This is a genomic window from Parabacteroides sp. AF19-14 (genome assembly GCF_003635485.1).
GTDB classification, from domain to species: domain Bacteria; phylum Bacteroidota; class Bacteroidia; order Bacteroidales; family Tannerellaceae; genus Parabacteroides; species Parabacteroides distasonis.
Map to the genome: position 1 here is coordinate 1 of NZ_QTMJ01000005.1, position 11,881 is coordinate 11,881.

Below are 11,881 nucleotides of genomic sequence, written 5' to 3' on the forward strand. Positions count from 1 at the left end.
GGAGAGGAGTCAGTCCGTAAGGGGTGACTCCTTTTTCTGTTATATACACCAGCCGCCGTAGAGACCTAGCGTGCAGCGTCTCGTATCGTCTGACGGTATTCTAAGTTACCATTTGAAGGGATGAGACGCTGCACGCTACGTCTCTACAATTGGGTGAGATTTCATTGTTTGCTGAATCGGGAACAATAAAGTTCGTATCTTGCCGTTATATTAAGAATTCACCGAATGATTCTGATTTATGAGCAGCATATATGATTCTCGTCAAAGATGGAAATTAGGCTTTATTTTTGCCGCTGTATTGATCGCTATGGCTTCTGTGGTAGTCTCGGATCTCTTGATTAAAGATCTGGCCCGAGAAGAGCGTCAGAAGATCGAGGTTTGGAGTGAGGCAACCCGGGTCATGACCAGTGAGAATCCAAGCCTTAATATGAATCTTATCCTAAAAATCATCCAAGGGAATACTTCTATTCCTGTTATATTATGCAGCGAGACGGATAGCGTGGTTTCTTACAATAATATAGAGATTCCGGAAAAGAATGTAGCGCAGTTCATGACGAATAAGGTTAAGGAACTGAGAACCAAAAATCCTCCGATCGTAATTGACATGGAGGATGGTACTTACCAATATTTATATTACGATGATTCGATTATCTTAAAGCGACTGCTTGTTTATCCCTATGCGCAATTATCAGTTGTGTTTGTTTTTATATTAATCGCTTTTTTAGCCTTGGCTAGTACAAAGAAGGCAGAACAGAATAAAGTGTGGGTGGGGTTATCGAAAGAGACGGCTCACCAATTAGGAACGCCTATATCCTCGCTAATCGCTTGGATTGAATATTTGCGAACGAAAGATATAGATCCTTCTCTATTGACAGAGATGGATAAGGATGTGAAACGCTTACAAACGATAGCGGAGCGTTTCTCTAAAATCGGTTCAGATCCGGATCCGGTTCCGACAAATATCGTGGAATCCATCCGTGTGGCTTTGGGATACATGGAGACCCGTATTTCCTCGAAGGTGAAAATCAATACGTATTTACCGGAGCGGCCGATATTGGTCTTAATGAATGATTCCCTGTTCGCTTGGGTAATCGAGAACCTGACGAAAAATGCGGTGGACGCCATGGAGGGGCAGGGTGAGATTTCGCTAAAAGTAGAGGAAAGAGAGAAGGTCGTGCTGATCGATTTGGCTGATACCGGAAAAGGTATCCCGAAATCAAAATTCAAGACGGTTTTCAATCCGGGGTATACGACCAAGAAACGTGGCTGGGGATTAGGCTTGTCCTTGGTAAAGCGCATTATCGAGTCCTTCCAAGGAGGAAAGATTTTCGTGAAGAGTTCGGAGCTAGGGAAAGGGACGACTTTTCGTATAAAATTGAAGAAATATAAGGGTTAAATCGTATTATAGGAAAAAATAAGCATAAAGGTATTGTTTTTGTATTTAGTTTTTTCGTACCTTTGCAAGGTTTTTACACTAAAAGGCTTTGGGGAAATTTAAATTATATAATGTAGATTTGAAAAATCTCTCTCCGGGAGTACACGAATTCGAGTATCTTTTGGAGAACAAGTTTTTTGTGGACATTGACGGAACCGAGGTCCAGAAGGGCAAAGTGAAGGTTCATCTTACCGTAAAACGGTCGTCAATGATGTTTGAGATGAACTTTCAGATAGAAGGGGTTGTTGTTGTTCCATGCGATAGATGCTTGGACGATATGGAAATTCCTATTGATACCCACAATCGTCTGGTGGTAAAATTCGGCAAGGAATATGCCGAGGAGAGTGATGAGGTTGTCGTGATACCGGAAGAGGAGGGCGCTATTAATTTGGCGTGGTTCCTGTATGAGTTTATCGCTTTGGCGGTTCCCATGAAGCATGTACATGCGCCGGGTAAATGTAATAAGGCAATGTCGTCTAAATTGAAGAAACATACCGCCAGAAGTTCGGATGAGACCGAAGACGATTTTGAGGATGACATGGGAGGTGATGATTTGGCGTTGGAAGATGACGGAAACGCTAGTCCTGCCGATCCTCGTTGGGATGCTCTGAAAGGTTTGCTAGAGAATGATAACAATTAAATAAATAAAACAATGGCACATCCTAAAAGAAGACAAGGTAAGACAAGAACAGCCAAGAGAAGAACTCATGACAAGGCTGTAGCTCCAACAATGGCAATTTGCCCGAACTGTGGCGCATGGCACATCTATCACACTGTATGTGGTGAGTGCGGTTATTACAGAGGTAAATTAGCGATTGAAAAAGAAGCTGCTGTGTAAGTTTGTCAACTTATATGGTTTGATGAACAAAAGAAATAGCCCTAAAAGTTTTTTTTAGGGCTTTTTTTAATTGGGATAAGTAGTCCTTTTATTTTTAAAGTTATGGATAAGATAAATGCGGTTATCACAGGAGTGGGTGGATACGTTCCTGAAGATGTATTGACGAATGAGGATATTTCCAAGATGGTCGATACGACGGATGAGTGGATCATGACTCGTGTGGGTATTAAGGAGCGCAGGATATTGAAAGGGGAGGGCGTAGGACTCTCTTACATGGGTATACGGGCCGTGAAGCAATTGCTCGAGAAAACGAACCTGAATCCGGAAGAAGTAGAGGTTGTCTTGACCGCTACGACTACCCCGGATCATCATTTCCCGACAACTTCTTCTATCATCGCTTATCATACAGGTTGTAAGAACGCGATGACTTTTGATATGCAAGGTGCGTGCGCAGGCTTCTTGTATGCTTTGGAGACGGGCGCTAATTATATTCGCTCGGGGCGTTATAAGAAGGTGGTTGTCGTATCGGGTGATAAGATGACATCTATTACAGATTATCAAGATCGTTCTACTTGTCCTTTGTTCGGGGATGCTTGCGGAGCGGTCTTGTTGGAGCCAACTACCGAGGAGTTCGGTGTCTTGGATACTATTTTACGGACAGACGGCGTAGGCTATCCGCATCTGATCATGAAATCGGGCGGCTCGGCTTATCCTCCTTCTCACGAGACGGTGGACAACCGTGAGCATTTCGTTTATCAAGATGGACGTGTGGTGTTCAAGTACGCGGTTTCTTATATGGCGGACGTGGCCGCTGAGATCGCGGAGAAGAATGGCTTGACGCATGATGATATCGCGTGGATCGTTCCTCATCAAGCGAACCTGCGGATTATCGACGCTACGGCGAAACGCTTGGGCGTAGATATGGATAAGGTGATGATCAATATCCAGAAATATGGCAACACAAGCGCCGGTACGATTCCTATTTGTCTATGGGAATGGGAGAATCAATTGAAAAAAGGAGATAACCTGATCCTTGCCGCTTTTGGAGCGGGCTTTACGTGGGGAGCGGTTTATCTGAAATGGGGGTATGATGGAAAAAAAGCATAAATCGGGTTTTGTCAATATCGTTGGAAACCCAAACGTAGGTAAGTCTACGTTGATGAATCGTTTGGTCGGGGAGCGGATCTCTATTATCACCTCGAAGGCGCAAACGACAAGGCATCGTATTATGGGTATCGTGAATACCGACGATATGCAAATCGTGTATTCTGACACGCCGGGAGTCTTGCGGCCGAATTATAAGTTGCAGGAATCCATGCTTAATTTCTCTCAATCCGCCTTAGGCGACGCCGACGTGCTGTTGTACGTGACGGATGTCGTCGAGACGATTGATAAAAATAACGAGTTCCTAGCACGGGTACAGAGCATAGAGTGTCCGGTTCTCTTGTTGATCAATAAGATCGACCAGACCAATCAGCCGGAGCTGGAGAAGCTCGTGGCCCAGTGGAAGGAATTGCTTCCGAAGGCCGAGATCATCCCGATCTCCGCGCTTTCGAATTTCAATATAGATTACGTGAAGCGTCGGGTGGAGGAGTTGATGCCTGATTCCCCGCCTTATTTCGAGAAAGACGCCTTGACCGATAAACCGGCCCGTTTCTTCGTGACAGAGATCATTCGTGAGAAAATCTTGTTATATTATCAGAAGGAAATACCTTACGCGGTAGAAGTGGTCGTCGAGTTGTTCAAGGAGGATGATGAGCTGATCCATATCAAGGCGCTGATCATCGTGGAGCGTGATACCCAGAAAGGGATTATCATCGGGCATCAAGGGCAAGCATTGAAGAAAGTAGGTGCTATGGCCCGGAAGGATATCGAACGTTTCTTCGGAAAGAAGGTGTTTTTGGAAATGTTTGTCAAAGTGGAAAAAGACTGGCGTAACCGTGACAACATATTGAAGAACTTCGGTTATCAGCTGGACTAATAATAGCATACGAAAGGAGAATTTATGGGAAATATAGTAGCGATAGTGGGGAGACCCAATGTAGGTAAGTCCACCCTTTTCAACCGGTTGACGGGTACCCGTCAGGCGATCGTGAACGAGGAGGCTGGTACTACCCGCGACCGTCAGTACGGCAAGGTGGAGTGGACCGGCAAGGAGTTTTCGCTGATTGACACAGGCGGATGGGTGGTTAACTCGGAGGATGTTTTCGAGGAGGAGATCAACAAGCAGGTAAAAGTGGCTATCGAGGAGGCGGACGTGATCTTGTTCGTCGTCGATGTATTGAATGGCATCACGGATCTGGACATGGAGGTGGCGCAGATCTTGCGCCGTTGCAAGCGGCCGGTGATCGTGGTGGCGAACAAGGCGGATAATTACGAATTGCATCCGGCCTCGGCGGAGTTTTACTCGTTTGGCTTGGGAGATCCTTTCTGCATCTCGGCCATCAATGGTTCTTATACCGGGGATTTGCTGGATAAGATCGTGGCGACGTTGCCCGAGGAGAAGGTGGAGATACTGGAGGAGGAGTTGCCCCGTATCGCGATTATAGGACGCCCGAATGCGGGAAAGTCTTCTCTTATCAATGCTTTTATTGGCGAGGATCGGCATATCGTTACCGATATCGCGGGCACGACCCGTGATTCCATCTACACGAAATATAATAAATTCGGCTTGAACTTCTATTTGGTGGATACGGCGGGTATCCGTAAGAAGGGGAAGGTGAATGAGGACTTGGAGTATTACTCGGTGATCCGTTCGATCCGCGCGATCGAGAACTCGGATGTCTGCGTGCTGATGTTGGACGCTACGAGGGGCATCGAGAGCCAGGATATGAATATCTTCTCGCTGGTGCAGAAGAATAAGAAGGGATTGGTGGTTTGCGTGAATAAGTGGGACTTGATCGAGGATAAGAGCCAGAAGGTGATCGACTCGTACACGACCGCTATCCGTGAGCGTCTGGCTCCGTTTACCGACTTCCCGATCTTGTTTATCTCGGCCATGACGAAGCAGCGTATCCTGAAGGTGCTGGAGACCGCCAAGGAGGTTTACGAGAATCGCTCCAAGCGTGTCCCTACGGCCAAGTTGAACGAGGTGATGCTCCCGATCATCGAGAATTATCCTCCCCCAGCATGGAAGGGTAAGTATATCAAGATCAAATATATCACCCAGCTTCCGGCGGGCAGCGTGCCTTCTTTCGTGTTCTTCTGTAACTTGCCGCAATGGATCAAGGACCCGTACAAACGTTTCCTTGAGAACAAGATCCGCGAGAACTGGGATTTTACCGGTACGCCGATTAATATATTTATCCGGGAAAAGTAAATACTAGATACAAAAAAGCCGCTTCCTGTAATGGGGAGGCGGCTTTTTCTATTTAGAATAGGTCGGAATGCGTTCCGGTATCGGTGAAAAGCAAGATTAGTTCCGTGTCGTCTTGGCTCCATATCAGCAGCCAGTCTCCTTGGATATGACATTCCCACAATCCCGCGTATTTCCCGGATAGCTTATGCGGGTGGTATTGGGAGGGAAGGGAACCGGTTGTTTCAAGCAAGTTGGATACTTGCTCGAATAAGTTCATATCATATCCTCTTTTTTGGCATAGCCTCAAGTTCTTCTTGAACTTTTTGGTATAGTTGATGGAATATTTCATCAGCCTAGGATTTGTTTCATCAAATCCTTTGTGCTTTCCGCATGATAAATCCTTCCTGCCTTCACGTCCTCCAAGGCCTCGTCCAATCCGGATTTCTTCTGTGCCTTTACCTTGCCTTCCAGCGAGGTGATGAATTTCTTCAAGATGTCGGCGTATTTCTCGGGGATGGTTACCTCGAATGTCTTTAAGGATGTCGTTGTCTCCATATCGTTCTGTTTTAGGAATTTCCTTCGCGAATATACGGAATAAAAAGAGAAGGGGAATTGTTTTCCTTCTCTTTTTATTTCCCGCTTCCGCGTCGGGAGGGAGGGACGTGACGGTTAGATCTCGTCCGGGCTCTCGGAGTCTCCGCCGGGCGTAGGCTCGGGTGTAGGCTCGGGAGCGGGCGCCGGTTTCTTGGCGGAGGCCATGCGCTGGTTGTAGGCGGCGGTGGTCTCGGCGATCAGCTGGTTGAGGGCGGCGATGAAGGCGGTCGCTTTCTCGGACGGCTTCGCTACGCCATAGGACTGGGCCAGCAGGGTGAGATCGTCATAATACACGTCGATCCGCTTGCGCAGGTTGGCGCCGCTTTCCTTTTTGGAGGTGGTCCGGTTTTGGACGCGTTGCTGCGACAGGCGGTCGTAGGCGTTATTCTCTTTCTCCAGTTCGGCGAGGTAAGCGTCGAGGCCGAGCGTGGTGACGTACGGCTTGTTCTCGTCCTTGCGCAAATCCAGCAAGAGGCCCTTTATCTTGGCGGTCTCCTGCGCCATGGGGAGGCGGGCGATGCCGTTATAGGGTTTGATGACCTTGTATAGGTACTTGCCCGCGTCACGCTCGGCCTCCAACGGGAGGGTACCGGCCCGTGAGATGCGGGTGATGATATAGATGGCGAGGTTGTCGCGGTTGGTATCGTGCAAGGTCATTTGCTCGGTCTCCTGCGAGGTACGGCTCTCGTCCACCACGTCGGCCATGGCGAGGAGGTCTGCCTCGTAGGTATCGAGGAATTCTTTGGTGAGGCCCAGCTCGGGGATGCCGTCGCTGCCGGTCAGCAGGGAGATCTCGTCGGGGGACTCGGAATCGCCGCCACCGCTGTTTCCGTTGGCTAGGTCGAGGACGTGGTTCATGAAGGAGAGGTACTCGGCGTTGTTGAAAAGAGAGAGCGGAAGTGTCTTGATTTTTGTGTAAGTACTCATGGTAAATTTGATTTAGAGTTTAAAAACTTCTCTAAGTTAGGGATATTTACTGAATAAGGGCTTCTTAGGCCTAAAAAATGGGGATTGAATGGCGCGAATAATCATCTTAGGCCTAAGAAATGGCTTTTCAAGGGTGAAAATAGGCTTTTTAGGCCTAAGAAATGGTTTCGCGGCCTTGAAAGGCCCTTCCTATGCCAAGGAAATCACTTTTCACGGTTGAAAAACTATCTTTTAGCCCTAAGAAGTCATTTTTCACCCTTCGAGGGCATTTCTTAGGGCTAAGAGACATTAAGAATCTGATTGTTTTGCGAATGTTTTAAAAAAACACGATCTTCGTGATGTATTGGAAAAATAACGTAGAAGCGTTTCGATATTATCTTGTACTGGATCTTCTTGTATATAATAATTAATACGATAAGGCTGAATATTGTTTGTGATTCTTTTGTTTCTTGTTCTATGATTTCATTTAATGATGATTCGAAAGATAATAATATTATATCTATTGTTAAACTTAATGATTGTATAGCAAATGAAAAATGAATTGTTTTTATATGCAAATTATTATCATAAGATAGGAATGAATATATCTCCTGTTAAATGTGATGATTATAAAGGCCCTTTGATTGAAGATTGGGAAAAATATATTTTATCTAGGCAGGGCGATGAAGAAATTCAATCTTATGATTGGATTGAAGCAACAGGGATAGGTGTTATTTTAGGTTATAATGAATATAGAGCTTTAGATGTAGACTCTTTGTGTTGCTCTTTGGATGATCAGTACTCAGAGGAGACACGTGTGGAAAGAAAAAGAATGTTTATATCACAGTGTTTAGAAATACTGGGATTACCACAAAACTATTGTTGGGTGATAGATAGAGGAAGCGGGAATGGCCTTCATATTATTTTTAGATCGAGTGATTTTGTGAGTTCTAGTTGTGATTATTCATATAGTCCTAATGCTTTTTTTAAATATGAAGTTCAATTGTTTGAGCGAATGGAAATAAGATGGAAAGCTTTTTTGGTTTTACCTCCTTCTCTTCATAAATCGGGAGGTAAATATTTATTCCATGATGACATGTTCCCATTGTACAAGCCTTATTATATATCTCTAGATAAGATATATGATTTAATTAATTATTTTTGTGGAGATTTATCTTTTAAAAGATGCTATTTTAGAAAACAATATTCTTTGTATCTTGCCAAGATACAAAAAAAGGAAGCAGAAAGTTCTTTTACTAGAATGAGAGGAGATATTTTGTATGAAGTAAAAGATAATATTGACTTCTTAAAAAGTTGCCATTCAAAAGATGCATTTAATACTTTGGGTGTATATTCTGCTGTAGATAAGACAGCCGAAGATGGTTTATCAAAAGCTTTGAAATTCTTTTATTTGTCAAATAACTCAATGGCTCATTTCAATATTGCCTCTTTAATGGCTTGTGGAGCAATAGACGGAACTGAGCAGGAGATTTTATATCATTTAGATTTCTGTAAATCGTTTCCGGATGATAAAAAGGATTTAGTTAAATCTAATTTAAAAAAACGAATGTTGATGTCTGATAAAAAAATAATTAAATATTTATTTTTTGATACAGAAACGACGGGGATACCTGCTGATTATAATGCCTCAAGTTCAGATTTTGAAAATTGGCCTCGGCTTGTACAATTAAGTTGGATAATAACAGATAACAAAGGCGTTGTGATAAGTAAACATACTCATATCATTTATCCTGATGGTTTTATTATACCAGAAGATGTATCTAATTTACATGCTATAACAACCATTCGTGCAAAAGAGCAAGGAGAATCTATAATTAAAGTCCTAGATTTATTTACAAGTGATGTAAATCAAGTAAATTATTTAGTTGGACATAATATTTCTTTTGATAAAAAAATTGTGGGGGCTGAACTTGTTAGAATTGGAAGATTTGATATAATGGATTCTAAACCTTCGTATTGTACCATGAAGTTAAGTACTGATTATTGTCAAATCTTAGGCCTTTATGGCTATAAATATCCTCAATTACAGGAATTATATAAAAAATTATTTGGCTCAAATCCCGATGGTGTCCATGATGCATCTGTGGATGTTGACATAACAATGAAATGTTTTTGGGAAATGTGTAGATTAGGAATAATATCTATATCAGAATCAAGTGAAGATGTAGGAGAACTGTAATATAAGCGGTGAAATAGCTTTGATTTACTGTTATTTGTGTATAGTTAGCTCTGTTTTTTTTATCAAGTATCTCTTAAGTGTTGGGAGGTTTATTAGCAGTACATCGTAAAGATGTTTCTCTATATATTCATCCATAAATCAACGATTTTGTCCTGTCGATATTCCTTCTCAACACCGGGTTCCGGATCGCCTTGTCTTCCAGCAAGTCGATCTCCCTGTGGAAGATGGCGGACAGGGCATCCCGTAGGTCGAAGAAATTGTTTACATAATCCACCAGCTCCACCTCCTTGTCGAAATCCACCACAAGGTCAATGTCGCTCTTCTCCGTGAAGCGGCTGGTCAGCACGGAGCCGAAGGCGAATAGCCGCTTTACCTTATGCTTCTCGCATAAGGCGATGATGCTGGGGCGATATTTGCTGAAGAAATCCATAAGAGTATAAATAGAAATACGAAAGATATCCGACATATACCTATACAATACTGATAATCAAATAATAACAAAGATGCCTCTCAGAACGAAAAGTTCACATCGCTTCCCATTTGCTTCCCACTCATGATTAAAATTCGGGTGAAAAATGGGAAGTTGCTTCCCATTCCGGAGATAAAATTACCCATTTGCCTATGATTAGATAAAGAATCGCCTGAAATGCCTTTTGCGGGGCATTCAGGCGTTATTTTGTTTTGGTGACATCCATCTTATTATATTGAAATATAAATGCTTTAGATCAGCCCTGTTTAATTCGTAGATAGGAGGGCTATTCCTTGACTTACCTGCGTAACGGAGGCGATATAAGCAGATTTGTACACCACATCAAGGCTAAGACGGCTTTAGCGCAGTATTCCATCGAAAACGATCGAAAAAGGCTGCTTTTTCAACTTAGGGGGACACTTAGAGGGACACTTAGGGGGACATCTGGGTACGGTTTTATATGCCTTTCAATACGGCTTCGGTGGTTAATTCAAGTTAATAAACGGCTTTTCGGGCGTTTTCGTGTACCCTTATTTGCTATATGGTATATTTCACAAACCTGTATAATTATTGATTATCAGATATTTAACTGTGTTTTTGGGTGGATTTTACCACACAAATACTATATTTGCGGTGAAATATGAACGTTTTAATATGGTTTAGGCATGGGAAATGGCAGATCTCCGGAATTAATCAGACTACGTGATGAGAAATTGTGTAAAAGGTATGCTTATTACATAGAGTGGAAACATTTGTCGCAGGAAGAGGCTCTGAGAGTTCTTGCCGACTAAGAGTTTTTTATAAGTCAAGGACAGATAATCGAAATATTAAACAAACAATGTCTATAACATCAAAAATAAGAGCATGGAAAGAAAAACGCCTTAGAAAGAAAATCATACTAAGGCTGCTTTCAAGCCGGAACTACAATCCGAACGGTGGTCAAATAATATTTGTCGCTGAGGATATTCTCAATTATATCAATACTGGTTTGACCTACCGCATGGAATAGTAATTGGCGGGAGCGGCTTATTATCATTGTCCGAAATACTAATGATAGGGAACAGTCTCTGGGGTTGGGTTAGTTTTCTTGGTTTTTAAATGAAACTAAAATATGTGTAATATGAAGAAAAGTATTATTGATGATTTAATTAAAAGTCAGATCGATCAATATGGGAAGAAACATATCGTAAGGCGATATTCGACTATGCTGGGTGAGTTGACGCGTACAGCTTATGAGTTAGAAGACAAAGAACGTGTCTCAGTTCTTACGGATATAGAAGAAATACTTAGATATATCATAATAGGTATCAAGGAACAGTAGGCTGCCATTATCCTATACAATGGCAGCCAGATGATTATTTTATAATATTCACCTTTGAAATATTAGCACTCATATCTGTGACTGCTAAAAAATCAAGGCGTTTGATATATTCTCCGAGTTCTTTGTAAGTAACGGAGAATGTTTTCTCCACAACATCCGTAGAATCCTCTTTTCTAATATTGGCTTCAATTTCATCGAAGTTGGAGCCATACTTTTCTTTTTCCAATAACAGTACTTTACACGTGACAGCGGCATTTTCTGACGTAGGAGCTATAACATTATAGGCCGATACTCCGAACCCTATCAAGAAATATTCCTTAGTATCTATTCCATGTGCTTTACATAAGCCGGAAAAAGAGGGGTTAATTCCATGATCTTCAATTGCTATAACACCTTTCATGTCGTTGTACTGTGTACTAACAAGATCCTTTAAAATCTCAATATTCTTCATATCTGTATATTTTTATTGGCTTGCGCCCATTGATTAATCATTAGTTAGCTCTTTGCGAAGGGCTTTATGTCTGATTCTTCGTAAAGGCCTTCAAAATGCGTTCCTCCGTTGGTGTAACAAGCGTATTTGCCATCTTGAATTTCTTTGATGCGCATTTGCTTTCCTTCCTTATTTACTACTAAATCCCCGATATTCAACAATGATGAATTGGTTGGTGGCGTTTTATGGTAAGAAAGATCTTTTGCTAATAATGAGTCTTTAATAGTCTTTACATCATTAGTCATCCCCCAAATCTTGAAAAACAGAATTATTTGTAATACAGCAAATACAAGTAAAATCATAGATGTAACTAGTTCCATGGTATTGAAT

General features: G+C 42.5%; 14 protein-coding genes. 8 read left to right on the top strand and 6 right to left on the bottom strand.

From position 1 onward, the window contains the following. Positions 1-238: 238 nt before the first annotated feature. The 6 genes from DWX33_RS06370 (at position 239) to der (ending at position 5,592) form a co-directional block, all read left to right on the top strand. Positions 239-1,396: a HAMP domain-containing sensor histidine kinase gene (locus tag DWX33_RS06370; RefSeq protein WP_122380053.1), complete on the top strand. Its 1,158-nt coding sequence runs from the start codon at positions 239-241 to the stop codon at positions 1,394-1,396. 88 nt (positions 1,397-1,484) lie between these two features. Continuing rightward, entirely contained in the window at positions 1,485-2,075 is a 591-nt protein-coding gene (locus tag DWX33_RS06375; RefSeq protein ID WP_005867041.1) for a DUF177 domain-containing protein, read from the top strand. A 12-nt stretch (positions 2,076-2,087) separates the two neighbouring features. Further along, positions 2,088-2,273, top strand: coding sequence for a 50S ribosomal protein L32 (rpmF, locus tag DWX33_RS06380; RefSeq protein WP_005634607.1), 186 nt, complete (start codon positions 2,088-2,090; stop codon positions 2,271-2,273). Positions 2,274-2,375: 102 nt separating this feature from the next. Next, on the top strand, positions 2,376-3,380 hold the full coding sequence (locus DWX33_RS06385) for a beta-ketoacyl-ACP synthase III (RefSeq protein WP_008779906.1): 1,005 nt from the start codon (positions 2,376-2,378) through the stop codon (positions 3,378-3,380). Beyond that, entirely contained in the window at positions 3,364-4,254 is an 891-nt protein-coding gene (gene era, locus DWX33_RS06390) for a GTPase Era (RefSeq protein ID WP_008773803.1), read from the top strand. The genes DWX33_RS06385 and era overlap by 17 nt, the downstream gene beginning before the upstream one ends. 24 nt (positions 4,255-4,278) lie before the next feature. Continuing rightward, positions 4,279-5,592 (top strand): ribosome biogenesis GTPase Der, encoded by a 1,314-nt coding sequence (der, locus tag DWX33_RS06395; protein ID WP_087346995.1) that lies wholly within the window; start codon positions 4,279-4,281, stop codon positions 5,590-5,592. A 52-nt stretch (positions 5,593-5,644) separates the two neighbouring features. Here the strand turns inward: der and DWX33_RS06400 are convergent, their stop codons facing one another. The 3 genes from DWX33_RS06400 to DWX33_RS06410 all read right to left on the bottom strand — a co-directional run bounded on the left by DWX33_RS06400 (position 5,645) and on the right by DWX33_RS06410 (position 7,092). Continuing rightward, positions 5,645-5,920, bottom strand: coding sequence for a type II toxin-antitoxin system YafQ family toxin (locus DWX33_RS06400; RefSeq protein ID WP_044545263.1), 276 nt, complete (start codon positions 5,918-5,920; stop codon positions 5,645-5,647). Beyond that, entirely contained in the window at positions 5,920-6,126 is a 207-nt protein-coding gene (locus DWX33_RS06405) for a hypothetical protein (RefSeq protein ID WP_005867049.1), read from the bottom strand. Before DWX33_RS06405 ends, DWX33_RS06400 begins: the two co-directional genes overlap by 1 nt. A 114-nt stretch (positions 6,127-6,240) precedes the next feature. Next, entirely contained in the window at positions 6,241-7,092 is an 852-nt protein-coding gene (locus tag DWX33_RS06410; RefSeq protein ID WP_122380054.1) for a DUF6261 family protein, read from the bottom strand. Between the two features lie 529 nt (positions 7,093-7,621). On the opposite strand from DWX33_RS06410, the gene DWX33_RS06415 reads away from it, so the two are divergent. Further along, on the top strand, positions 7,622-9,271 hold the full coding sequence (locus DWX33_RS06415; protein WP_122380055.1) for an exonuclease domain-containing protein: 1,650 nt from the start codon (positions 7,622-7,624) through the stop codon (positions 9,269-9,271). Positions 9,272-9,398: 127 nt separating this feature from the next. On the opposite strand, the gene DWX33_RS06420 is transcribed toward DWX33_RS06415, so the two are convergent. Further along, entirely contained in the window at positions 9,399-9,701 is a 303-nt protein-coding gene (locus tag DWX33_RS06420) for a nucleotidyltransferase family protein (RefSeq protein ID WP_122380147.1), read from the bottom strand. A gap of 1,159 nt (positions 9,702-10,860) precedes the next feature. Between DWX33_RS06420 and DWX33_RS06425 the strand changes: the two genes are divergently transcribed. Next, positions 10,861-11,061, top strand: a complete 201-nt coding sequence (locus tag DWX33_RS06425) for a hypothetical protein (RefSeq protein WP_122380056.1) — start codon at positions 10,861-10,863, stop codon at positions 11,059-11,061. A 34-nt stretch (positions 11,062-11,095) separates the two neighbouring features. Here the strand turns inward: DWX33_RS06425 and DWX33_RS06430 are convergent, their stop codons facing one another. After that, complete coding sequence (locus DWX33_RS06430; RefSeq protein ID WP_122380057.1) at positions 11,096-11,512, bottom strand: hypothetical protein; 417 nt, start codon at positions 11,510-11,512, stop codon at positions 11,096-11,098. Between the two features lie 44 nt (positions 11,513-11,556). Next, a complete protein-coding gene (locus tag DWX33_RS06435) occupies positions 11,557-11,871 on the bottom strand; it encodes a hypothetical protein (RefSeq protein ID WP_122380058.1) in 315 nt (104 codons plus the stop codon). Between the last annotated feature and the right edge of the window lie 10 nt (positions 11,872-11,881).